Below are 24039 nucleotides of genomic sequence, written 5' to 3' on the forward strand. Positions count from 1 at the left end.
GATGGGTGGCGCGAAGCGTCACGAAACGACGTCGCGGGTGCACGATCCCGATGCGGGATCGCGCACCCGCGATCAGTCTGCGGACGTGCGATCAGTCGTTGTCCTGATCGTCCTCGCCGTATTTCTCGATGATGGCCTGGGCGAGGCGCTTCTTCGGGATGCGCTGATCCATCGACGTCTTCTGGATCCAACGGAACGCGCCCTGTTCGGTGAAGTTCGCCTTGTCCATGAGCAGGCCCTTCGCCCGGTCGACGAGCTTGCGCTCCTCAAGCGTGTCCTGCGCCTTCTTGAGCTGCTCCTCGGTGTCCTTGAGCTTCTCCTGCGTGTCCTTGAGCTCGTTTTCATTGCGTTCGACGCTGTCAAGCAGCTCGTTGATCTCGGCGAAACGTCCCATCGCCACCGCCAACGCCGGCAGCAGCTTCGATTCCTCGTACGGCTTGGTCACATAGGCCATCGCGCCGGCGCCGATCGCCTGCTTGACGAGGTCGATCTGCGAGAAGGCGGTGAGCATGACGACCGGCGCGATGTTCTCGTCGCAGATGACGCCCGCGGCCGTGATGCCATCCATATGCGGCATCTTGACATCCATGCACACCACATCCGGCTTGAACTCACGCGTCAGCGCGATCGCCTCCTCGCCGTTGGCCGCCTGACCGACGACATCGTAGCCGTTGTCCTCGAGCATCGCGACGAGGTCCATGCGGTTGACCGATTCGTCCTCGGCGACGACGACTGTGGGCTTGCGCCCCTCCGTCTTCTTCTCCTCGTCCTGTTCGGCCGTGCTCGCCGCATCGCCGCCGGCGGCGAGCGTGTCCAGCTCCTCCTCGGTGAGGACCTCTTCTTCGTGTTCCTTGTCCATGTCCTGTACAGTCATCCGTCCCATGTCTCTTTCGCTCGGCGCCGATGCCACCGGCGCGCATTGGTCCTTATGCAGTATAGCGCAGGTCATGGCGAGCCCGGAACGGCACGCCTGCGCGGAATCGAGTCAGTCCTGGACCATGTGGTTCGGCGACTCGTAGACGCGCTGGATCGCGATGATCGACTTCGCGTCGAGGATCGTGCCGTTAAGCACCATCTTGTACGCCTCCTCGGGCGTGAAGTACCGCACCGACGATCGCAGCTCCTCGGGCGCCTCCTGGGGCGACGCCGGCGTGAGGCCGGAGGCGAAGAACAGCGCGGTGTACTGCGTCGAGTAGCTCGGCGTGTTGATGAAGCGGCAGAACTGCGTCAGATGGGACGCCGTATATCCGACCTCCTCGACGAGCTTGCGCTGCGCCACATCCGTCGGCCGCTCCCCCGCCTTGATCGCATGTCCGGCCGGGATCTCCAACGTCCAGCGGTGCACGGCGACGCGGTACTGCTCGATGAGCGGAATCAGACCGTCGTCGGTCAGACCGATGACGCCGACCGAATCGCCGTTGTTCTTGTGCAGGATGTAGCGGTCGAAATGGCCGATATCGCGCGAATCATAGGACACCTGGTCCACCGTGAAGTAATGGCCGCCCAGCACGGTCTTGCGCGACTCCTCGACTACCGGCGCCGCGCGCCACGGATCGAAGCGGCGATACGTCTCCTTGCTCATTGGGATGCTCCTTTCGAGTACGAACAACACACTGGTGCCATTGTATACGGCAAGCATCGGCGACTTCCCGCACAGACGAAAACACGCGAGCAGCGGCGCTCTTTCCGCTGACTTCTCGCCGTATGGTGCGCACGGTCAACGGCGCGGCAGGGAACAGCCGATTACGGTCGGATTCAGTCGTCTGCCGCGGCCGAACCATCGGTAAACGAAGACCAACCGAATGGGCGGCTGGTCATTCAGCGGGATTCCTCATGGTTGAGGATGAATCCCAATTCCCGTTCATCTTCAGCGGTGAGGGTTTCATAGACCTGATCTTCCACATTCGCCGGCAATTGGACGTTCGGCACGATCATCCAGATCAGTGTGTGGCATACGGCTCGCCCACCTCCATCGCGGCTCGCCCCTCCCTCTAATTCGTGCTCCGTGCCGGAGTCTTCCGGCTCGCCGGACGGGTCCGTGATGCAATAGATGTGCCTGAGGCGTGTGATGGACATGGTTCCTCCCCATTGGTCGGGAGTGTATTTGCCGATGATGCGGTCATCGTGGCCGTTTGAATCCGCGCTTGGTGTTCGGCGCGCGTGGCGCCGCCCGACTGGTGTCGGCGCCGTACCCGGAGCAGGATTTGTACCTGCCAAGGAGGATTGCATCCATGTGATGCGCAATCACATTCCTTTTGCGCTAGCTTGGATATCTGGGCGGATTGCAGTAGAATAGTTCCAAAGCGGTTTCCCCCGAACCCGTTATTGGCTCTCGGGAACCGCTTTCGTTATTCTTTTCAACGTATTGTCATAGTCGATGTGAAGTACATACTCCACGTGGCGCCGACGCGTTGTTTGACGCGCGACCAGATGGTGTCGGAACGGATCGCGTCGAGGGACTCGTTGCCGTTCCATGCCAACGGGCTGACCTCGGCGCGGGCGATGGCCTTCCCGCTCATCCGCGTGATGGAGGTGTCCGCAAGACCGGCCTGTCCGATCAGATCGATATGGTAGGCGACCGTCTCGAACGGATGCGCCTCGTCCACGAACACCGTCGCGTTCAACGGCACAGGTGAATCCCCCACCATGATGAGGATATGCCGGATCAGATCCATGTCACGACGCAACGTGGGCCTCCGCCTTCTGAAGTAGCTCATGGCCAATCACGTCGGCGTCTGAGCCTTGTTCGCACCAAGGCGAGGCGAGAGTGGCCCGTAGCATCGACCGGTCAGGCTTCAGATTCTGATTCTGGCATGCCGCCATCGCAATGATCAATCCGGCCGCGTATTCTCCGGCCTCGTATGCGTCGCGCAGTTCATCCGACCATTTGCCGCAGCCCTCAATGGTGAGGAGCTTGAGGTAGTACTTGAGCAGGTCATCAATGGTGATGCTTCGAGCACCCATGTCACTGCCTTCTCGGATATATGCTGACGAGTCTTTTCTTTTTACCTGCGAATGCAACGATTATATCGCATCCATCAACGGTCATCCACTTCGTTCTCAGACCCTCCACGCCATGCTCGCAGACTTGTTTCGCGGCTCGCAGGATTCGCTGTACGCCCCAGTCTTCAGGAAATTCAGACCGTTCGGCGATCCAGCCATATCCGTGCATGTGACCGCCACTGTATTGCCATTTTCGTGAGTCTTCGCCTTTACGGGGCTTTTCCCGGATCCGTACAGCAGATGGTTGAGATGCCTGACGGTCAGTTCCGGAAGGTCACGGTCCTTGCGCCACCATTCGGGAACCGGCATCGGCTCTTCCGGAGGCAGCTCTCAACGGGGATCATTGGCGGCGACAAGGCGTTCCGCGAGCGAGGCGCGGTAGTCGTCCCCACGCGGCGAGGTTGAGGTCGCCGGCGGACTGCTTGCCGCGGCCCTTACGCTCGGGGCTGTAGCCGTGCTCGCCGTCGGTGTATTCGGATGGGTGCTGGCGGCCGCATTGTTCGGCCGCCTCACCATCGTGGGGGTCTTTGCGAACGTCCTCGGGCGATTGGTATCCCGCACTGGAGTTAAGTGACAAAATGTGTGTCTTAAGTTCGCGGTCGGTCTTACTGCCGTAAGGCGTGTCGTGGTGGGATTAACGTTTCGGGCGTTAATCCGGCGACGTGCTTGACTTTCCCGGTTCCCGTGCTATTGGTGTGCTGGTCGCATGGCACGAGCGAAATCACCAAGGGCGAGGCTGTGCGATCTGTGCGGCTCGCCGATGAGAAAGAACGGGAAGACCTCGGCGGGAAGACAGCGTTGGCGGTGCGACCCATGCCGCGCCGGCGGCGTGGCCGGACGCGAGGACGGCGTCCGGATGGCCCAGTTCCGCGCGTTCCTGCGCTGGGTGACCGGCACGGTCTCGATGCTGGCCGCGGCGGAGGCGATCGGTGTGAGCCGGCGCACGTTCCTGCGTGCCGTCGACTGGTGCTGGAACGTACGCCCGCACATCGGCGACGACGGCGTGGTCCACCGGTTCGTCGAGGTCGACGGCACGTACGTGCCCCATGGCTGGTGCATGCTGGTCGCCATCGGTGACGACGGCGCGACGATCGGCTGGCAATGGTGCCACCGGGAGAACAGGGCCGCCTATCACGCGCTGATGCGGTCGTTGACGCCGCCGGACCTGCTGGTGTGCGACGGCGCCGCCGCCTGTCTCGGGGCCGCGGCCGGCGTCTGGCCGGGCGTGCCGGTGCAGCGCTGTCTGGTGCATACGCCCGGGAACACGTTCGCCGACCTGACGAGAAGACCCAAGAGCGAGGCGGGGCGCGAACTGCTCTCCCCCATCAGGAAGCTGCCGCGGATCCACGATCCGGAGCGGGCCGCCGGATGGCTGGCGGCCCTCAACGACTGGCACGCCCGGCACGGCGACTACATCAAGGAACGCACCTACGCCAGAACGGACCCCGACAATCCCAAGGCCCGGGCGGGACGCACATGGTGGTGGACCCACGAACGGCCGCGCCGCGCCTATTTCCGCATCATCGCGATGCAACGGGAGGGGACGCTCTTCGCCTACCTCGAACACGGCGAGGACCTGCCCAACAACACCAACCGGCTCGAGGGCGGGGTCAACGCCGACCTCAAACGAAAACTCGACGCCCACCGCGGCCTGAGCCCCGAACACACGAAACGATGCTGCGAATGGGTCGTCTACATGAAAAGCGCCAATCCCGACCCCGAACGCTTCGTGACCCCCGACTGCTGGAACGAGCGCAAGCCCATACCCCGGCCGACCGGGGAGCCGGAACCCGGAACATGGACCCAAGTGCAGCTGCCCTGCGACGACCCCGACACCCACGAACCAGGATTCGGCATCAGAAAAGGCTGGGGCGGACGCTCATGACACGCCGCATAAGGCACACATTTTGTCACGTAACCCCCGCACTGCGCCAGGAGCATCACAGCGGAGGCACCGCCACGCGTTCGAATCGGTTCAAATTCTTTGCTGTCTTTGTGTCCAAATACAGGATCGTCAGGCATGCGAGGAGCCGGTCATCATTGATGTTCCAACGATGGCCGGCTCCTGATGCTTGGTGCCCCCGGTGGGACTCGAACCCACACTGTACAGATTTTGAGGCTGTCTCCTCTACCGATTGGGATACAGGGGCGTCGCGGCGCGACAAAGCTCAACTATACCATAACGGACGCATGGTGCAACACGCAGGGACGGCGAAGGCCGCCCGGTGACCGATGCCCCGGGCGGCCTTCGCGAGCACGGACGCGGAACGGCGCGCCGTCCATGCCGTACGTCAGTCGCAGGCGCCGACGGTGTGGACGTAGATCGAGTCGGTGCGGCCCGGCTGGTGATCGCCCTGCGCGGAGCTCAGGACGACGATCTTGTCGCCGTTGGAGACCTTGCCGGCGGCGCGCAGCGTCTTGTCGGTGAAGGTCATCAGGTCCTTGCGGGACATGTCGTGGTAGTCCTCGTCAAGCAGGATGCCCTCGGTGCCCCAGCTGAGCGCGAGCCAGTGGTAGGTGTGCTCGTTCGTCGTCAGTCCGTAGATCGGCGTCGCCGGACGTTCACGCGAGACGCGATGGACGGTCGAGCCGGTCTGCGTGTAGGCGACGATCGCCTTCGCGTTGAGCTTCTCGGCGAGGTCGACGGCGGCCGAGGAGACTGCGCCGGTGCTCGACATATCGAGGTCCTTGAGCTTGGGGATGCGGTCGAAGCCGTGCTCGGTCGCATAGCCGGAGATGCGGGCCATCGTCCTGACGGTCTCGGTCGGATACTCGCCGACGGCCGTCTCGTTCGAGGTCATCGTCGCATCGGCGCCGTCGAGGACGGCGTTCGCGCAGTCGGAGGCCTCTGCGCGCGACGGCACCGGCGAATGCACCATCGAACCGAGGACCTCGGTGGCGACGATGACCGGCTTCGCGTACTGGCGGGACAGTTCGATGCAGCGCTTCGTGACGAGCGGCACCTCCTCGAACGGCATCTCGACGGCCATGTCGCCACGGGCGACCATGATGCCGTCGAAGACCTTGACGATGTCCTCGAGGTTCTCGACGGCCTGCGGCTTCTCGATCTTCGCGACGATCGGGATGCGGCGGCCCTCCTCGTCCATGATCTCATGGGCGCGGTCGATGTCGGTGGCGAAGCGGACGAAGGACATCGCGATGATGTCGGCACCGGTGCGGATCGCCCAGCGCAGGTCCTGCTCGTCCTTCTCGGTGAGCGCCGGCAGCGAGACGGCGACGCCCGGCAGGTTGATGCCCTTGTGGCTCGAGACCGGGCCGGCCACGATGACCTTCGTATAGACGTTGTTGCCCTCGACCTTGGTCACCTCGAGGCGGACCTTGCCGTCGTCGATGAGGATCGGGTCGCCGGGGTGGCAGTCGCCCGGCAGGCCCTTGAAGGTCGTGGACGTGATGTGCTCGTCGCCCTCGACGTCGTCGGTCGTGATGATGAACTCCTGGCCCTCCTTGAGCAGGACCTTGTCCTCGCCGTCGGCGTTCTTCTTGAACCAGCCGCAGCGGATCTTCGGGCCCTGCAGGTCGACGAGGACCGCGACGTTACGGCCGGTCGTCTTCGAGGCCTCGCGCACGTTGTTGTAGACGCGCAGGTGGTCCTCCGGGGTGCCGTGCGAACGATTGAGACGCGCGACGTCCATTCCCGCCTCGACGATGGCGGTGAGGTTCTCAAGGGATTCAGTGGCCGGACCGATGGTATCTACGATCTTTGCTTTGCGCATGGATGCCTACCTATTCTTTGTGATTACTTTTCGGGACGAAGCCCGAACGCCGGTACAAGCTTACAACACCCGGCGCGGCGTGTTGCGCTTGGGGACGATTTTTCTTGTGAGCGATAACACCGCTCAGCGTCCCTGCCGCTTCTCGAGGCTGCGCATCTTGAGCACGCTGAACAGCGCGGACAGGCCGATCGCGAGCACGATGACGGCGAGCGACATCCACGTCGGCACCTCGGGCACCATCGCCAGCGGCTGCCCGTGGTTGATGAACGGCAGCGTGTTGCCGTGCAGCGCCTCGAGGATGAGCTTGACGCCGATGAAGCCGAGGACCACCGACAGGCCGACCGGCAGATAGACGAGCCTGTCGAGCAGCGCTCCGAGCAGGAAGTACAGCTGCTGCAGGCCCAGCAGCGCGAAGACGTTCGACGTGAAGACGATGAACGGGTCCTTCGTCAGGCCGAAGATCGCCGGGATCGAATCGAAGGCGAACATGACGTCGGTCGTGCCGATCGTCAGGAACACGAACAGCATCGGCGTCCAGTATTTCACGCCGTCCTTCGTGACGCGCAGCCGCTCGCCGTCGTATTCGTTGGTGATGTGGCTGACCCTGCGCAGCATGCGGATGAGCGCGTTCTCATGGAACTCCTCGTCGTCGTCCTCGCCGCGGGCGACCTTGACGGCCGTGTAGATCAGGAACGCGCCGAAGATGAAGAACACCCATGTGAAGCGCTGCACGAGCGCGGCGCCGACGAGAATGAACAGGCCGCGCAGCACGAGCGCGATCGTGATGCCGACGGACAGCACAAACTTCTGCAGCTTTCTGGGAACCGCGAAGTTCGACATGATGATGACGAACACGAAGAGGTTGTCGATGCTCAGCGAGTATTCGGTGAGCCAGCCCGAGTAGAACTCGATCGCCGGCCCGGATCCGGCGACCCACCAGATGAGGGCGCCGAAGACGAGCGCCATCGCGACGAAGAACGCGATGTGCTGTACGCATTCCTTCGTCGAAGGCACATGCGGGCGACGTCCCAGGACGAACAGGTCGACGATGAAGAAGGCGGCGAGCACGACGTACGTGCCGATCATGAAGGAGACGGGTGTTTCTGCCATAGCCACCCAGCTTACGGAGCGTCGACGACGCCGGCCGTCCGCGTCCGGCGCCGGACGCGGACACGGCTCAGCGCTTGGCCTCGGTCATCGCGCGCAGCTCCTTCTTCAGGTCGCGGATCTCGTCGCGCAGCCTCGCGGCGAGCTCGAACTGCAGCTGCTCGGCCGCCGTGTGCATCTGGTCGGACAGCTGGCGGATGAGATCGGCGAGGTCCTGCGCCGGAAGGCCGGCCTTGAGGATCTCCTCGTGCCTGCGGTCGGCCTGACGCGGGTCGAGCGCGGGGACGCCCAGATGCGTGTTGCCGGCCTTGCCCGCGTTGCGGTAGCCGCCTTCGAGCAGCGTCTGCGTGTCCACGTCCTCCTTGGCGAGCATGTCGTTGACGTCGCTGATCTTCTTGATGAGCGGCTTGGGGTCGATGCCGTGCTCTTCGTTGTAGGCGATCTGGATCTCGCGGCGGCGTTCCGTCTCCCCTATCGCCCGGCTCATCGCCGCCGTCATGTCGTCCGCGTACATGATGACGGTGCCGGAGACGTTGCGCGCCGCGCGGCCGATCGTCTGGATGAGCGAACGGTAGGAGCGCAGGAACCCCTCCTTGTCCGCGTCGAGGATCGCGACGAGCGAGACCTCGGGCAGATCGAGGCCCTCGCGCAGCAGGTTGATGCCGACGATGACGTCGATCCTGCCTTCGCGCAGTTCGCGCAGCAGCTCGACGCGGCGCAGCGTGTCGACGTCCGAATGCAGGTACTCGACCTTGATGCCGCGTTCGAGCAGGTAGTCGGTGAGGTCCTCGGCCATCTTCTTCGTCAACGTCGTCACGAGCGCGCGCTCGTTCCTGGCCACCCGTTCCTTGATCTCGGCGAGCAGGTCGTCGATCTGGCCGTCGACGGGACGCACCTCGACCTTCGGGTCGACGAGGCCGGTCGGACGGATGATCTGCTCGACGACGCCGTCGGACAGGCCGAGCTCATAGTCGCCGGGCGTCGCCGACAGATAGACGGTCTGTCCGACGCGTTCGAGGAATTCGGGCCATTTGAGCGGACGGTTGTCCATCGCCGACGGCAGGCGGAATCCATGTTCGACGAGCGTGCGCTTGCGGCTCGCGTCGCCCTCGTACATCGCGCCGATCTGCGGCACCGTCACATGGGATTCGTCGATGACGAGCAGGAAGTCGTCGGGGAAGAAGTCGAGCAGCGTGTGCGGCGGCGTGCCGGGCGCGCGCCCGTCGAAGTGGCGCGAGTAGTTCTCGACGCCGGAGCACACGCCCACCTGCGAGAGCATCTCCAGATCGTAGGTCGTGCGCATCGACAGGCGTTGCGCCTCGAGTTCCTTGCCCTGCCTGCGCAGTTCCGCGACGCGTTCGTCGAGCTCGCGCTGGATCGACCCGATCGCCTTCTCCATGCGTTCGGGACCTGCGACGTAGTGGGAGGCCGGGAAGATGTGCACCTCGTCCTGTTCGCCGATGACGTCGCCGGTGAGCGGATGGAGCATCGAGATGCGGTCGATCTCGTCGCCGAAGAACTCGATGCGCACGGCGAGCTCCTCGTATACGGGGATGATCTCGACGGTGTCGCCGCGCACGCGGAAGGTGCCGCGCGTGAACGCGATGTCGTTGCGCTTGTACTGCATGTCCACGAACAGCCGCAGCAGCCGGTCGCGGTCGATCCGCTGGCCGCGCTTGAGGAACAGCATGCGTCCGGCGTACTCCTCGGGCGTGCCCAGGCCGTAGATGCACGAGACGGTCGCGATGACGACGCAGTCGCGGCGCGTGAGCAGGTTCGCCGTCGCCGCATGGCGCAGACGCTCGACGTCGTCGTTGATGTTCGAGTCCTTCTCGATGTACGTGTCGGTCTGCGGGATGTACGCCTCGGGCTGGTAGTAGTCGTAGTAGGAGACGAAGTAGCTCACGGCGTTGTCGGGCATGAGTTCGCGGAACTCGGCGCACAGCTGCGCGGCAAGCGTCTTGTTCGGCTCGATGATGAGCGTCGGGCGCTGCAGCCGTTCGATGAGCCACGCCGTCGTCGCCGTCTTGCCGGTGCCGGTCGCGCCCATGAGCACGACGTCGTTCTCGCCGTTCTCGATGCGCGTGGCGAGTTCGTCGATCGCCTGCGGCTGGTCTCCGGACGGCTTGTACTGCGATTTGACGACGAACGGCTTGTCCGTGCGCTCGATGTTGAATCCCATCGCGATCCTTACTCCTCGTCGAACCATGTCCCGACGAGGTTATCAACATAATCGAACATCTGTTCTATCGGCTGCGTCGCGTCGATGACGACATCGGCGTACCGAAGCCGCGAGGCGTCACTCCCCTGCCCCTCGACGCGAGTCCGCGCCTGATCCGGCGTCATGCCGCGCGTGGCGACGAGGCGTCGTATGCGTTCCCCTTCCGGAGCGACGATGCAGACGACCGTGTCGAAGACGAAGGGGATCGTGTCCATGACCTCGCCGAGCAGCGGGATGTCATGGACGAGGACATGGCGGCCGCCCCGGGCGAGAATGCTCCGTTCGCGGTTGCGCGCGAGCTCGTAGACGTTCGGATGCATGATGCCGTTGAGCGTTTCGAGCGCCCCCTCGGACGCGTACGCGCCGAACACACGGTCGGCCAGCGCCTTTCTGTCGATGCCGCCGCGCGCATCCACGACATCATCCCCGAAGGCCTCGGCGATCGGGGCGATGACCGGTGAGCATGGTTCCTGCAGGACATGCGCGAGGAAGTCGTAATCGATGACGTCGGCGCCGTCCGCGGCCATGCGTGCCGCGACGGTGCTCTTGCCCGCGGCGATGCCGCCGGTCAGCCCGACGCGCACGAACCGCCTTCGGTCGCCTCGCATCCTCGCCCTCCCCTCGTCCGATCGTCGACGTCCACATCGTAGGCGCGGCCTGCGCGCCGTGTCAACCCGTCGCGGCCCGTGCGGCCGCCGGAGACGAAAAGAGGCGCCGTGCGCGGACATGCGCACGGCGCCTGAGGGACGCCTTGGGCTTCAGCGGCTCACTTCTTCTCGTTCAGCAGCTGCTCACGCAGGGCGGCGAGCTGATCGGAATCGGCGAGGGTGCCGTTGGACTCGGAATCGGAGGAGTAGTTCGAGATCTCCTCGACCTTCTCTTCCTTCGGCGAGTTCTGGCCGTCCTCGGCGGCGGACGCCTCGGCGTTCTCGAGCTCCTTGGCGACGAACTCCTTGTGCTGCTCCCACAGGTCGTGGGCGGCGGCGTACTGGGATTCCCATTCCTCGCGCTGCTTCTCGTATCCGGCGATCCACTCGTTGGTGTTCGGGTCGAAGCCCTCCGGATACTTGTAGTTGCCTTCCTCGTCGTACTCGGCCGGCATGCCGTAGAGCGCCGGGTCGAAGTCCTCGGAGGCCGGGTCGACGGAGTCGTTGGCCTGCTTGAGCGACAGCGAGATGCGACGACGGTCGAGATCGACGTCGATGACCTTGACGAAGACCTCCTCGCCCGGCTTGACGACGGTCTCCGGGTTCTCGACGTGGCGGTTCGCGAGCTCCGAGATGTGCACGAGGCCCTCGATGCCGTCCTCGACGGAGATGAAGACGCCGAACTGGACGATCTTCGTGACCTTGCCGCGCACGATCTGGCCCGGCACGTGGGTGCGGGCGAAGCGCTGCCACGGATCCTCCTGCGTCGCCTTGAGCGACAGCGAGATGCGCTCGCGGTCGAGATCGACGTCGAGCACCTCGACGGTGACCTTGTCGCCGACCTTGACGACCTCGGACGGGTGGTCGATGTGCTTCCAGGACAGCTCGGAGACGTGAATGAGACCGTCGACGCCGCCGAGGTCGACGAACGCGCCGAAGTTGACGATCGACGAGACGACGCCTTCGCGGATCTGGCCCTTCTTGAGCTGCGAAAGGAAGGTCTCGCGCACTTCGGACTGGGTCTCCTCGAGGTACTGGCGGCGCGACAGGACCACGTTGTTGCGGTTCTTGTCGAGCTCGAGGATCTTCGCCTTGATCTTCTGGCCGATGTACGGCGAAAGGTCGCGCACGCGACGCATCTCGACGAGCGACGCCGGCAGGAAGCCACGCAGACCGATGTCCACGATGAGGCCGCCCTTGACGGCTTCGATGACGGTGCCCTCGACGACGCCGTCGTCTTCCTTGATCTTCTCGATGTCGCCCCAGGCGCGCTCGTACTGAGCACGCTTCTTCGACAGGATCAGACGTCCTTCCTTGTCCTCCTTGGTGACGACAAGGGCCTCGATGGTGTCGCCGACCTTGACGACCTCATCCGGATCGACGTCCTTCTTGATGGAAAGCTCGCGGGAGGGGATCACGCCCTCGGTCTTGTAGCCGATGTCCAGGAGGACCTCGTCGTGGTCGACCTTGACGACCGTGCCCTCAACCAGATCACCATCGTCGAAGTTCTTGATGGTGGAATCGACTGCCTTGATGAAGTCATCGACGGTGCCGATATCGTTGATGGCGACCTTTTCGACTTCCTTATTGTTTTCTGCCATTAATGTGGTTCTTACAAAATAGTGGATGGATAGTATCGATCTTCAGTTATCGGCTGCGGCGCGGGAGCCGTGGCCCCGTACCGCAGCCGGATGCGACGCGGCGCTCGTCGCGCGCGTGCGACCATTGGACAAGACTACCGTGAGCCATACCCAAAAACACACGCAGCATTTCGGGCGTGTCGCATCCTTCCGTCCTTACCCAACAGCCGGCGCCGTCGCGTTATTCCACGGCGTCGACGCCGGCCGCGCGCTCGGCCATCTCGACGACGTTGCGCAGCAGCATCGCGCGCGTCATCGGACCGACGCCGCCGGGATTGGGCGTGTAGGCGCCGGCGAGCGCGTAGCAGCCGTGGTCCACGTCGCCGTGGACGCGCAGGCGCCCGTCGGCGCCGGGCAGCCGCGAGACGCCGACGTCGACGAGCACGGCGCCCGGCTTGACGTCCTCCGGACGCACGAAGCCGGCGCGTCCGACGGCGGCGATGACGACGTCGGCCTCGCGCATATGCGCGGCGACGTCCTTCGTCCCCGTATGGCACAACGTGACCGTCGCGTTCACGTCGGCGCGCGTGAGCATGAGCCCGATCGTCCGGCCGATCGTGATGCCGCGTCCGAGCACGCACACCCGGCGACCGTCGAGATCGATGCCGTAGTGCCGCAGCAACGTGAGCACGCCGCTGGGCGTGCACGGCAGCGGCGTCGTGAGCGCGCCGCGCGTGTGCAGCACGAGCTCGCCGAGGTTGTACGGATGCATGCCGTCGGCGTCCTTCGCCGGGTCGATCGCGTCGATGACGGCGTTCTGGTCGATGCCCTCGGGAAGCGGCAGCTGCACGATGTAGCCGGTGCACGCCGGATCGGCGTTGAGCTCGGCGATGACGTCGAGCAGCTCCTGCTGGCTCGCGTCTGCGGCCAGTTCGCGTCGGATAGAGGCGATGCCGACCTCCTGACAGTCGCGGTGCTTGCCGGCGACGTATTTGAGCGAGCCGGGGTCGTCGCCGACGAGCACGGTGCCGAGCCCCGGCGTGACGCCGCGGGCGCGCAGCGCGCGTACGCGCTGTGCCAAATCCTCCTTCACCTGGGCGGCGACCGCCTTGCCGTCGAGTATCATTGCCATGAGGAAACCCCCTCCGTTGCCGTGGAACGATGTGCCTTGCCGTATCGTACGATACCGGCGCGCCAACGCGCGCCGCCAGACGCGGCCCGCACACGCGACGCGACGCCGGTCTTAGCAAAGGAATCAGCGCTCATGGGCATACGAACCTCGTCACATCGTCTGCGGACGGCCGTCGCGGCCGCCGTCGCGCTCGCGCTCGCGGCCGCGCTCGCCGGCTGCGACCGCATCGGCGCCGACGACGCCCCCCCTTCCGCCTCCGCCACGACCCCGAGCGGACCGCTCACCGTCGTCTCGTCGCTCAACCAGTGGGGCTCGCTCGCCGCGCAGATCGGCGGCGACGACGCGAAGGTCACGTCGATCCTGTCGTCGACGACGGCGGACGCCCACGACTTCGAGCCCACCGCCAAGGACATGAAGACGCTGCACGACGCGGACGTCGTCATCGTCAACGGCGCCGGTTACGACGCATGGGCGAGCAAGAACCTGCCGTCGACGGCGACGATCGTGTCCGCCGCCGACACCGTCGGCGCGATGGACGGGGACAACCCCCATCTGTGGTTCTCCCGCGACGCGCGCTACGCGATGGCCGATGCGCTCAAGGACGCCTTCTCCAGGCTGCGCTCGAAGGACGCGGCGTCCTTCGAGACCAACCTCGCGACGTGGAAGAAGAAGGAGGACGCGCTCGAGAAGCGCATCGCGGCCTTCGGCAAGGGGCATGACGACCTCACTTACGCGGCGACCGAATCTGTCGCCTATTACCTGATGAACGATCTGGGATTCGAGGACAGGACGCCGGCCGGTTACGCGCGCGCGTCGGCGTCCGAGTCGGAGCCGACCGCGGCCGACGTGCGCGACATGCGCGAACTGCTCGGCGACGACGGCGTGCGGCTGCTCGTCAACAACCCCCAGGAGGAGAACGAGACGACGCAGGGCTTCGTCGACATCGCACGCAAGGCGAAGACGCCCGTGCTCGACGTCACCGAGCAGATGCCGCCCGACTACGCCGACCTCACGGCCTGGATCGAGGCGTTGTTCGACACCGTCGAACGGGACATGGACACGTGCCGGGCCCCGGAGAAGGACTGCCCGGCCGATGAATCCGGGGACGCCGAGAACGCCGGCAACACCGAACAGGACCGCGCCGTCAACGAGGGGGACGACTGAGCACGGCTCCACCCTTATTGAGAATCATTGTCAATAGCGGTTGCGATACTGATCGCGTCCATCGGCCGAAAGGAGCCGCAATGCAACAGCCCGACGCACCGGCGCACGGAGGTCCGAGCGTCGAATGCCACGACATCGCCATCAAACGCGGCGGCGCCACGATCTGGAGCCACGGCACCTTCACGATTCCGCGGGGCACCGTCACGGCGATCGTCGGCACCAACGGCGCCGGCAAGACGACGCTGATGAAGGCGGAGCTCGGACTGGTGCCGCTCTCCCACGGCACGATGCGGGTGCTGGGGACCGCCCCCGGGGAAAGCAACGCGCGCATCGGCTACGTGCCGCAGAGCTACACGAACGACATCGATTCGAGCCTCACCGCCGAACAGTCCGTGCTGCTGGGCCTGACCGGCACGCGCTTCGGTTTCCATCCGGTGACGCGCCGCCAGCGCGCGAAGGCACACGAGGCGATGGAGTTCATCGGGATCGCGGACAAGGCTCGGCTGCGGCTTTCGGAGCTGTCCGGAGGCCTGCGCCAGCGCGTCGCGATCGCGCAGGCGCTCGTGGGCGACCCCGAGCTGCTCATGCTCGACGAGCCGCTCGCCAACCTCGATCTGGCCAGCCAGCGCACGACGGTGCGGATCCTGTCCAGGCTCAACACCGAGCTCGGCATGTCGATCCAGATCGTCGCCCACGACCTCAACATGCTGCTGCCGATCCTCACCGGCGCCGTCTACCTGCTCGACGGCCATCCGCATTACGCACGCCTCAACGACGTGCTCGACTCACAGCTGCTCACCCACCTGTACGGCACGAAGGTGCAGGTCGTCACGACGCCGCAGGGCGACATGTTCGTCGCGCCGAACATGGCCGAACCAGGCGGATGCGACATGCACGACGCCGCCGAGGTGGCGCGTTTCCACCATCACGGGCACGCCCAGCCGGACCCGTCGCAGGACCAAGGAGCGACGCGATGACACCTTTCACCTTCGATCCCGCCTGGACGACGACGCTGACGGCGCCGTTCATGGTCAACGCCTTCCTCGCCGGGCTGTGCATCGCCGTGGCGGCCGGCGTCGTCGGATACTTCACGATCGCGCGGCATTCGACCTTCGCCGCGCACGCGATCGCGCACATCGGCCTGCCGGGCGCGACCGGCGCCGTGCTGCTCGGCCTGCCGGTCGCCGTCGGGCTCGGCGGCTTCGCGCTCGCCGGAGCGCTCGTCATCGCCGCGCTCGGCAAACGCGCCTCGGAACGCGAGATCGCCACCGGCACCGTCCTCGCCTTCGCGACCGGTCTGGGCCTGTTCTTCGCGCGCATGTCGAGCTCGGCGTCCCAACAGCTGCAGTCGATCCTCTTCGGCTCGATCCTGACGATCAGCGACGACCAGATCATCGGATTCGCGGTCTTCGACGCCGTGCTGCTCGTCGCGATGGCGGTCGTCTACCGCCCGTTGCTGTTCAGCTCGCTCGACGAGCAGGTCGCCCAGGCCAAGGGCGTGCCGATCGGCGTCATGAACGCGCTGTTCATGGCGGTCCTCGCCGGCGTCATCACGATCGCCGTGCCCGCCGTCGGCACGTTGCTGATCTTCGCGCTCGTCGTCACCCCGGCGGCGACCGCCACCGTCGTGACGACGACGCCGCTGCGCGCGATCGTCGTCTCGACGGCGCTGTGCCTCGTCTCGATCTGGGGCGGCCTCGTCCTCGCGGCGATGTTCCCCGCTCCCCCGAGCTTCGTCATCGTGACGCTCTCGACGCTGTTCTGGGGAGTCGCGAAGGGCGTCGAGGCGCTGCGCCGCCGGGGCTGAGCGCCCTCGACAGGCCGGAGAACACACGAAGGCCGTCCCGCCGATCTTGGGGGACGGCCTTTGCGCATTGTCCGGATGGACCCGTTCACGCCATGTCGCCGACTTGCACGAGCGCCGTCGCGATCGCGGCGACGCCTTCGCCCCGGCCGGTGAACCCCATGCCGTCCGTCGTCGTCGCCGTCAGCGCGACCGGACATCCGCAGATCGTCGACATCGCCTCCGCGGCCTCCTGCCGGCGCGGTCCTATCTTCGGCCGATTGCCGACGAGCGCCACCGACGCGCTTCGCGGGACGCAGCCGTTCGCCTGCAGATGTCGCACCGTGCCCGCGAGCATCGCGTCGCCGTGCATGCCCGCGCCCCGGGACGTGGCGCCCACTCCGAACAGCTCGCCGATGTCGCCCAGACCGGCCGCGGCGAGCAGCGCGTCGATGAGCGCGTGCACCGCCACATCGCCGTCCGAGTCCCCCTCGACGCCGGCGCCGTCCCAGCGCAGCGTCGCGAGGAACAGCGGCCTACCGGCGTCGGCGGAGAACCGGTGCGCGTCGAAACCGAGCCCGCAGCGCAGGTCGGGCGTCACTTCTTCTTCGGCTTCCTGCTCTCAGCCTCGAGGCGTGCGAGCGTCTCCGACGCCGGCTCATCGGGGGCCTGCGTGTGGTGCCCGTCATCACCGGGCTGCGGCTCGCTGTAGCCGAGGTTGACGTCGAGCAGGCGCTGCGCCTCCTCCTCCTCGATCTTCTCCGACAACGCGATCTCCGAGGTCAGGATGCTGCGCGCCTTCGTCAGCATGCGCTTCTCGCCGGCGGACAGGCCGTGCTCGTCGACGTCGCGCTGCGCCAGATCGCGCACGACCTCGGCGATCTTGTTGACGTCGCCGGTCGAGATCTTCTCGACGTTGAGCTTGTACCGGCGCGACCAGTTCATCTCCTTTTCGATGATCGGGGTGCGCAGGATCTCGAACACCTTCGCCACCTCGTCGCCGTCCACGATGTCGCGCACGCCGACCTTCTTCACGTTGTCGACGGGCACGAAGATCTCAAGGTCATCGGAGGAAAGCACCGAAAGCTTGAGATACTCACGCGTCACGCCCTTAACAGTCCGTTCGGTAATGGCCTCGATCTTCGCCGCGCCGTGACGCGGGTACACGACCATATCGCCGACCTTGTAGCCCATGAATCCTCCGTGAGAAAAATCAGAAACGCCAACAATTATGCCAATTTGCATGGACTTGGTGGAGGATTGGAAAAAAAGATGGGAAAAACCGCGAATCCGCTCGTGCCGCCGGGAAAACATGCGTATTCTCGGATACATGACAAACTTCACATTCAACGAGAAAGCCATCGTCCCCGTCAACGACGATCAGTTGGACGAGGTCAGCAAAGGCGCGTTCTACAACCCCCACGAGATCCTCGGCGCCCATCCGGGCACCGGCGAGTTCGCCGACACCTGCACGATCCGCGTGCTGCGCCCGGGCGCACGGTCCGTCACGATCGTCACCGCCGACGGCGAATACGCGATGAGGCACGAGCGCAACGGCGTCTTCGTCGCGCTCGTGCCGGCCGTGAGGACGAAGGACGGCCACGGCGTCCCCGACTACCGCATCCGCACCGTACGCGCCGACGGCACGACCGTCGTCGAGAACGACCCCTACCGCTATCTGCCGACGATCGGCGACATGGACCTCTACCTGTTCGGCGAGGGACGCCACGAACGCCTGTGGGAGGTCATGGGCGCCCATGTGCGCCGCTACGACGACCCGCTCGGCGGCAACGACGGCACGAAGGGCGAGCGCGTCGTCGGCACCGCGTTCACCGTGTGGGCGCCGAACGCGCACGCCGTGCAGGTCGTCGGCGACTTCAACGGCTGGGACGGCACGTGCCATGCGATGCGCGAGCTCGGTTCGTCGGGCGTCTGGGAGCTCTTCGTCCCGGGCGTCGAGGCCGGCGAGATCTACAAGTTCCACATCCTCAACGCCTACAACAACTGGGAGATGAAGGCCGACCCGATGGAACGCTCGCACGAGGTGCCCCCGCGCACCGGTTCGATCGTCGTCGAATCCGCCCACGAATGGCGCGACGGCGACTGGATGAAGCGTCGCGCCGAGTCCGATCCGCATCAGGGCCCGGTGAGCATCTACGAGCTGCATGCCAACAGCTGGCGCAAGGACGTGCACGACTACCGCGAGCTCGCCGACAAGCTCGTGCCCTACGTCCAGAAGCTCGGGTTCACGCATGTGGAGTTCATGCCGCTCGAGGAGTATCCGTTCGCGGGATCGTGGGGCTATCAGGTCACCGGCTACTACGCCGTGGACTCGCGCCTCGGCGGCCCGGACGACTTCAAGTACCTCGTCGAGCGCCTCCATGAGGCCGGCATCGGCGTCATCATGGACTGGGTCCCGGCGCATTTCCCGAAGGACGCGTTCGCGCTGGGCCGCTTCGACGGCACGCCGTTGTACGAGGACCCGGACCCGACGCGCGGCGAGCACCCGGACTGGGGCACCTACATCTTCAACTTCGGGCGCCGCGAGGTGCGCAACTTCCTCGTCGCGGACGCGTGCTTCTGGCTCGACGAATACCATATGGACGGACTGCGCGTCGACGCGGTCTCCTCGATGCTCTACCTCGACTACAGCCGCGAGCCTGGCCAGTGGCACCCGAACAAGTTCGGCGGCCGCGAGAACCTCGAGGCGATCGACTTCATCAAGGAGGCGAACGCCACCGCGTACAAGAACAACCCGGGCGTCATGATGATCGCCGAGGAGTCGACCGCGTATCCGGGCGTCACGGCGCCGACCGACCAGGGGGGCCTCGGCTACGGCCTCAAGTGGAACATGGGCTGGATGCACGACACGCTCGAGTACCTGCACGAGCAGCCGATCAACCGCAAGTGGCACCACAACGAGATCACGTTCTCGATGGTCTACGCGTATTCGGAGCATTATGTGCTGCCGATCAGCCATGACGAGGTCGTCTACGGCAAGGGCTCGCTGTTCGGCAAGATGCCGGGCGACGACTGGCAGCGCTACGCGGGCGTGCGCTCGCTGTTCGCCTACCAGTGGGCGCATCCGGGCAAGAACCTGACCTTCATGGGCAACGAGCTCGCGCAGTACGGCGAATGGGACTACAACGGCCAGCTCGACTGGGACTGCCTCAACTGGCCGGACCACAGCGGCGTGCAGGCGCTCGTCGCAGACCTCAACAAGCTGTACAAGGATTCGCCGGCGCTGTGGAGCCAAGACTTCACGCCCGACGGCTTCCAGTGGCTGACGAGCGACGACGCCGACCACAACACGCTGAGCTTCGAGCGCATCGGCGCCCACGGCGAACGCATGGTCGTCGTCGTCAACTTCTCGGGCACCGCGTGGGCCGACTACCAGGTCGCGCTGCCCCTCGGCGGCCGCTGGAAGGAGGTCCTGACGACCGACGACAAGAAGTACGGCGGATCGGACATCCACAACACGGACATCGAGGCCGACGCGGGTGCGTACCATTCGCGCGAATGGTCGACGCGCATCACGGTGCCGGCGCTCGGCGCCGTGTTCCTCGTCCCGGACAACAACTGAACCAACGAAACCAAGGACTGGTGATTATGGTCGCACACGCACAGATGCCGTCTGCCTACACGATTCTCGTCGTGGAGGACGAGCCGACGCTCGCCACCGCCATCGCGCAACGGCTCACCGCCGAAGGCTGGAGGGCCCGCATCGCTTCGGACGGCATCAGCGCCGTGAAGGCGACCGCCCAGCTCCATCCCGATCTGGTCGTCATGGACGTCATGCTCCCGGGCATGGACGGCATCGAGGCGACGAAGCACATCGTCGCGCAGCGTCCGGTGCCGGTGCTCATGCTCACGGCGCGCGACGACGAGTCGGACGTCATCATCGGGCTCGGGGCCGGCGCCGACGACTACATGACCAAGCCGTTCTCGATGCGCGAGCTCGTCGCCCGCGTCAAGGCGCTGCTGCGCCGCGTCGAGCGCGCGAAGGTCATCGCGACCAAGTCGGAGCATGAGAAGATCCTCGACTTCGGCTCGCTCGTCATCGACCCGGCGACGCGCCGTGTGACGCTCGACGGCGAGACCGTGCACCTGACGCCGACCGAGTTCGATCTGCTGACGACGCTCGCGCGCAAGCCGAAGTCGGTGCTCACGCGCGAGCAGCTGCTCGAGGAGGTCTGGGACTGGGTGGACGCCTCCGGCACACGCACCGTCGACTCGCATGTCAAGGCGCTGCGCCACAAGCTCGGCGCCGCGACGATCCGTACCGTGCACGGCGTCGGATACGCGTTCGAACCGCCGGAACGCTGATAGCGAAGCGATCAGGCATGACCATGTCCGACGATGCGCCGGAGCGAGGACACGCCGACGGGCAGCGCCCCATCGGCGTGTTCTCGTCGCTGCGGGCCGAGCTGAGCGTACTGATCGTCGCCGCGACGATCCTCGCGTTCGTCATCGCGTGGCTGCTGTCGATCATCGGCATCAACGGCTGGCTGTCGATGCCTGTGACGATCGTCGTCACGCTCGCGTTCACCTATCTCACGTCCCGCGGCCTGACGCGTCCGCTCGGGCAGATGCGCGACGCCGCAGAGGCGATGGCGCAGGGCGATTATTCGGTGCGCGTCCATCTCAACAAGGATTCGAACGACGAGATCGGGCAACTCGCCGAATCGTTCAACGCGATGGCCGACGAACTCGAGCACGCCGACCAGATGCGACGCGACATGATCGCGAACGTGAGCCATGAGCTGCGCACACCGGTCTCGGCGTTGCAGGCGATGGTCGAGAACATGGCCGACGGCGTCGTCGAGCCCACGCCGGCGAACATGGAGAACATCCTGCGCCAGACGCACCGCCTGTCCGACTTCATCTCCTTCCTGCTCGACATGTCGCGCGTCGAGGCCGGCGCCTCGAGCCTCGAGCTCGAACGGCTCAACGTCGCCGGGCTCATCGACGAGACCGTCGGCCCGCTCGAATACGCCGACGCAGGCCATGGACACACGATCGAACAGCGCATCCCCGACGACCTCGTCGTCGAAGGCGACGAGGCGCGGCTGCGACAGCTGCTGACGAACATCATCGCGAACGCGCTCAAGCATTCGCGCGACGACACGGCCGTGCTCGTCGAGGCGCACGCCGGCGAACGAGGCGAGACGGTGATCATCAACGTCGTCAACTTCGGCTCGGACATCCCCAAGGAGGTGCGCAACGACATCTTCCGACGCTTCGTCAAGGGAACGTCCGGGCCCGGCACCGAGTCCGGGGGCACCGGCCTCGGACTGTCGATCGCACGCTGGGCGGCGAAGCTGCACGGCGGCACCGTCCAGGTCGTGGACGACCCCCGCGGCGTCGACTTCGAGATCACGTTGCCGGTGAGGCCTCCCGATCCGCAGGCGAGGCAGGAGCCGGCGGGCGCACGGAACGGCGAGGCCGCGTATGACGGCCAGTGAACACGCCCCGTCCGTGGCGAAGGGCGTCTGCGGGTGCCCTTCGCCATCGCTCACTGACGCCGCTCCCCCGCCCGGTCCGTGTCGCCGGACATGTCGTCGCGCACGGCGTCCTTCGGCGGCGTATGGGCGAGCGCGAAGGCCGTGAGCACATTGTGGCCGGCGCCGGCGAGCGCGGCGGCGCACGCGCCGATCGTCGCCCCGGTCGTGACAATGTCGTCGAGCAGGATGAGCGGCGTCGTCGGCTTCGGAGGCCGTATGGCGTCGTCGGTGGTGATACGGCCGTGGATGCGGCGCATGCGGTCGCGGGCGCCGTGGGTCTGCACCGATTTGCCGTGCACGGCGTGCACCTGCAGCATCGGCAGCACCTGCGTGTCGGGCAGCCCGTGGTCGCGGCAGTGTGCGGCGAGCGCGGCGGCGAGCGGGTCGAGGTGGCGTCGCCCGCGGTGCCGGACGGAGGGCGGCGATGAGGGCGCGGGCACGATGCCGATTCCGGTGGGTGTGGGGTCGAGGTCTTGGATGAGGCGTCGTCCCATGGCGTCGAAGAGATCGGTGAGCACGGCGGCGAGGGGCGTGTCGGCTTCGGCGTCGCCGTGGTCCTTCCACGAGAGGATGGCGTGTCTGACGACGCCGTGGTAGCTGCCGCAGGCGATGCCGTGACCGGTCTGCGAGCACGGCAGCGCGAATGCGACGGGCCTGTGCAGGGCCTGCATGCAGTCGTCGCACAGGACGGCGTCGGGGCGGGCGCATCCGGCGCAGCCGCGTGGCAGCAGGATGTCGCGCAGCTGTCGCCAGGTCGCCGCGAGCGCGGCGGCGGCCGGTTGCGTCGCGGTCATGGTGCCGGGTCTCCGTCCGTTATCGGCGCAGGCGTGCGTTGATGGCGTCGATGAGCCTGAGGGTGTCCTCGGGGCCGGTGACGCGGATGGCGATCGTGCCGGCCTCGGCGGCCGGGTAGTCGTTGCCGTCGGGGTCCATGCGGTCGCCGATGAAGGCGATCGATCCGACGTCGACGCCGGTGGCGCGGGCGAGTTCGCGCACGGCGTATGCCTTGTCGATGTCGCGTGCGGAGATGTCGACGCTGGTGGAGCCGCCGGAGCGTACTTTGAGGTTGGGCAGGTCGTGTTGGACGGCTTCGGCGAGCCGGTTCTTCTTGGCGTTGTCGGGGTCCCAGCGTTCCTTGGCGTCGACCGGCGCCTGCTGGCCGAGCGCGGAGTAGGTGATCTGGCTGCCGCGGTCCTCGATGATCGGCCCCCAGGTGTCGTCGCTCCATATGCCTTGTTCGCGTGCACGGCGTTCGAGTGAGGCGATGGCGGCCTGACGGTCGGCCGGGGACAGGTCGCGTTCGTAGACCTTGGCCCATGTAGTGCCGTCCCAGCGGTAGTAGCGGGTGCCGGTCGTGGGCATGAGGTGCAGGTTGGCGCGCTCGGCGTCGGGGGTGAGCATGTCGGTGACCTGGCTTTCGATGAGCGGCATGACTCCGCCGGAGACGATGGCGACGGGGATCAGCGTCGTCAGTGCGCTCAGGGCCCGCGCGATGTCGTTGTGCATGGGCTTCTTCGAGCGTGCGAGCGTGCCGTCGAGGTCGAACGCGGCGACGCGCATGCGCCGGCACAGCGCGTCGACGTCCACTTCGGTGCTGTTGGCAATGTTGGGTTCGTTCATCGTTCACCACTTCCCCGTTCCGGTTCCTGTCCGTCCTTGTATCCTACGTATCCTACCGTGCCTTCGCGATGGGCGCCGCCGGCGCGGGATGCGGTCGGCTACAGTGGAGGCCATGAACCAGCCTCCTTGGAACGCCGCAGTGTATCGCAACCGTCATGGCCGTGGGATGCGCACGCCGATGTTCGGCACGCGTCTGCCGCGCTACCGCACACGCGCCGGCCTCTTCGACGATCTCGTCGTCGCGCAGATCCGTCGTCTGTCGGCCGCGTGGCCGGATCTCGTGCGGCCGTTGCAGTTCGCGGTCGAGGACGTGCCGCCGTCGTCGCCGGCGCCGTGGGAGCATGAGCCACGGCTGTTCTCGCAGGCCTTCCCCGCCGAGCACGGCAGTCCCGCGCGTATCGTGTTGTACCGGCTGCCGATCCAGACTCACGCGGCGAACCGCGCCGACCTGCAGCTGTCGATCCGCGACGAGATCGTCGAGTCGATCGCCGAGCTGTACGGGCGCCGGCCCGATGAGATCGACCCCGATTTCGGACTGTGACGG

Annotated in this window: 23 protein-coding genes and 1 tRNA gene; 8 read left to right on the forward strand and 16 right to left on the reverse strand. The window is 65.9% G+C overall.

Translation table 11 applies throughout. The features are described from left to right. Nucleotides 1–91: 91 nt before the first annotated feature. From B1400_RS06960 to B1400_RS06980, 5 genes are all read right to left on the reverse strand, one after another. The gene (locus B1400_RS06960; RefSeq protein ID WP_095613686.1) at nt 92–859 is read right to left on the reverse strand and encodes an ANTAR domain-containing response regulator; all 768 of its coding nucleotides are present in this window, start codon (nt 857–859) and stop codon (nt 92–94) included. A 126-nt stretch (nt 860–985) separates the two neighbouring features. Then, nucleotides 986–1582 carry an NUDIX domain-containing protein gene (locus B1400_RS06965; RefSeq protein ID WP_095613687.1) on the reverse strand — a complete coding sequence of 199 codons (597 nt, stop codon included), beginning with the start codon at nt 1580–1582 and terminating at the stop codon, nt 986–988. Nucleotides 1583–1818: 236 nt separating this feature from the next. Next, on the reverse strand, nt 1819–2076 hold the full coding sequence (locus B1400_RS06970) for a hypothetical protein (protein WP_095613688.1): 258 nt from the start codon (nt 2074–2076) through the stop codon (nt 1819–1821). Between the two features lie 281 nt (nt 2077–2357). Continuing rightward, complete coding sequence (locus B1400_RS06975) at nt 2358–2687, reverse strand: DUF2513 domain-containing protein (protein ID WP_095613689.1); 330 nt, start codon at nt 2685–2687, stop codon at nt 2358–2360. Next, nucleotides 2677–2964, reverse strand: coding sequence for a hypothetical protein (locus tag B1400_RS06980; protein ID WP_095613690.1), 288 nt, complete (start codon nt 2962–2964; stop codon nt 2677–2679). The genes B1400_RS06975 and B1400_RS06980 overlap by 11 nt, the downstream gene beginning before the upstream one ends. Before the next feature lie 745 nt (nt 2965–3709). Here B1400_RS06980 and B1400_RS06985 point away from each other — a divergent pair. After that, complete coding sequence (locus B1400_RS06985; protein WP_106408300.1) at nt 3710–4888, forward strand: IS1249 family transposase; 1179 nt, start codon at nt 3710–3712, stop codon at nt 4886–4888. A 188-nt stretch (nt 4889–5076) separates the two neighbouring features. Here the strand turns inward: B1400_RS06985 and B1400_RS06990 are convergent. The 7 genes from B1400_RS06990 to B1400_RS07020 all read right to left on the reverse strand — a co-directional run bounded on the left by B1400_RS06990 (nt 5077) and on the right by B1400_RS07020 (nt 13424). After that, nucleotides 5077–5153: transfer RNA gene (locus B1400_RS06990), tRNA-Leu, on the reverse strand. A 141-nt stretch (nt 5154–5294) separates the two neighbouring features. Continuing rightward, nucleotides 5295–6737 (reverse strand): pyruvate kinase, encoded by a 1443-nt coding sequence (gene pyk / locus B1400_RS06995; RefSeq protein ID WP_095613692.1) that lies wholly within the window; start codon nt 6735–6737, stop codon nt 5295–5297. Nucleotides 6738–6860: 123 nt separating this feature from the next. Further along, complete coding sequence (locus tag B1400_RS07000; RefSeq protein ID WP_095613693.1) at nt 6861–7847, reverse strand: TerC family protein; 987 nt, start codon at nt 7845–7847, stop codon at nt 6861–6863. Between the two features lie 67 nt (nt 7848–7914). Next, the gene (uvrB, locus tag B1400_RS07005; protein WP_095613694.1) at nt 7915–10026 is read right to left on the reverse strand and encodes an excinuclease ABC subunit UvrB; all 2112 of its coding nucleotides are present in this window, start codon (nt 10024–10026) and stop codon (nt 7915–7917) included. Between the two features lie 8 nt (nt 10027–10034). Then, on the reverse strand, nt 10035–10673 hold the full coding sequence (gene coaE / locus B1400_RS07010; protein WP_095613695.1) for a dephospho-CoA kinase: 639 nt from the start codon (nt 10671–10673) through the stop codon (nt 10035–10037). Between the two features lie 158 nt (nt 10674–10831). Then, a complete protein-coding gene (gene rpsA / locus B1400_RS07015; RefSeq protein WP_095613696.1) occupies nt 10832–12313 on the reverse strand; it encodes a 30S ribosomal protein S1 in 1482 nt (493 codons plus the stop codon). Between the two features lie 220 nt (nt 12314–12533). Further along, entirely contained in the window at nt 12534–13424 is an 891-nt protein-coding gene (locus B1400_RS07020; protein WP_095613697.1) for a bifunctional methylenetetrahydrofolate dehydrogenase/methenyltetrahydrofolate cyclohydrolase, read from the reverse strand. Between the two features lie 132 nt (nt 13425–13556). On the opposite strand from B1400_RS07020, the gene B1400_RS07025 reads away from it, so the two are divergent. The 3 genes from B1400_RS07025 to B1400_RS07035 all read left to right on the forward strand — a co-directional run bounded on the left by B1400_RS07025 (nt 13557) and on the right by B1400_RS07035 (nt 16395). After that, nucleotides 13557–14588, forward strand: coding sequence for a metal ABC transporter solute-binding protein, Zn/Mn family (locus tag B1400_RS07025; RefSeq protein WP_095613698.1), 1032 nt, complete (start codon nt 13557–13559; stop codon nt 14586–14588). A gap of 80 nt (nt 14589–14668) precedes the next feature. Beyond that, on the forward strand, nt 14669–15565 hold the full coding sequence (locus B1400_RS07030) for an ABC transporter ATP-binding protein (RefSeq protein WP_095613699.1): 897 nt from the start codon (nt 14669–14671) through the stop codon (nt 15563–15565). Further along, nucleotides 15562–16395 (forward strand): metal ABC transporter permease, encoded by an 834-nt coding sequence (locus tag B1400_RS07035; protein ID WP_095613700.1) that lies wholly within the window; start codon nt 15562–15564, stop codon nt 16393–16395. Before B1400_RS07030 ends, B1400_RS07035 begins: the two co-directional genes overlap by 4 nt. Nucleotides 16396–16480: 85 nt before the next feature. On the opposite strand, the gene B1400_RS07040 is transcribed toward B1400_RS07035, so the two are convergent. Next, the gene (locus tag B1400_RS07040) at nt 16481–16960 is read right to left on the reverse strand and encodes a 2-C-methyl-D-erythritol 2,4-cyclodiphosphate synthase (RefSeq protein ID WP_095613722.1); all 480 of its coding nucleotides are present in this window, start codon (nt 16958–16960) and stop codon (nt 16481–16483) included. A gap of 8 nt (nt 16961–16968) precedes the next feature. Further along, nucleotides 16969–17565: a CarD family transcriptional regulator gene (locus B1400_RS07045; RefSeq protein WP_095613701.1), complete on the reverse strand. Its 597-nt coding sequence runs from the start codon at nt 17563–17565 to the stop codon at nt 16969–16971. 136 nt (nt 17566–17701) lie between these two features. Here B1400_RS07045 and glgB point away from each other — a divergent pair, with 136 nt between their 5' ends. Genes glgB through B1400_RS07060 form a run of 3 tightly spaced genes read left to right on the forward strand, consistent with a single transcriptional unit; the run spans nt 17702 to nt 21836 of the window. Then, nucleotides 17702–19954 carry a 1,4-alpha-glucan branching protein GlgB gene (glgB, locus tag B1400_RS07050; RefSeq protein WP_095613702.1) on the forward strand — a complete coding sequence of 751 codons (2253 nt, stop codon included), beginning with the start codon at nt 17702–17704 and terminating at the stop codon, nt 19952–19954. Nucleotides 19955–19980: 26 nt separating this feature from the next. After that, nucleotides 19981–20697: a response regulator transcription factor gene (locus B1400_RS07055; protein ID WP_095613703.1), complete on the forward strand. Its 717-nt coding sequence runs from the start codon at nt 19981–19983 to the stop codon at nt 20695–20697. Nucleotides 20698–20714: 17 nt separating this feature from the next. After that, nucleotides 20715–21836, forward strand: a complete 1122-nt coding sequence (locus B1400_RS07060) for a sensor histidine kinase (protein ID WP_095613704.1) — start codon at nt 20715–20717, stop codon at nt 21834–21836. A gap of 50 nt (nt 21837–21886) precedes the next feature. On the opposite strand, the gene B1400_RS07065 is transcribed toward B1400_RS07060, so the two are convergent. Further along, complete coding sequence (locus B1400_RS07065) at nt 21887–22669, reverse strand: ComF family protein (protein WP_095613705.1); 783 nt, start codon at nt 22667–22669, stop codon at nt 21887–21889. A gap of 19 nt (nt 22670–22688) precedes the next feature. Then, complete coding sequence (locus tag B1400_RS07070; protein WP_235607375.1) at nt 22689–23495, reverse strand: HAD-IIB family hydrolase; 807 nt, start codon at nt 23493–23495, stop codon at nt 22689–22691. A gap of 112 nt (nt 23496–23607) precedes the next feature. Here B1400_RS07070 and B1400_RS07075 point away from each other — a divergent pair, with 112 nt between their 5' ends. Then, nucleotides 23608–24036: a metallopeptidase family protein gene (locus B1400_RS07075; RefSeq protein WP_095613706.1), complete on the forward strand. Its 429-nt coding sequence runs from the start codon at nt 23608–23610 to the stop codon at nt 24034–24036. Nucleotides 24037–24039 lie beyond the last annotated feature (3 nt).

Source organism: Bifidobacterium italicum (assembly GCF_002286915.1).
GTDB classification, from domain to species: Bacteria; Actinomycetota; Actinomycetes; order Actinomycetales; family Bifidobacteriaceae; genus Bifidobacterium; species Bifidobacterium italicum.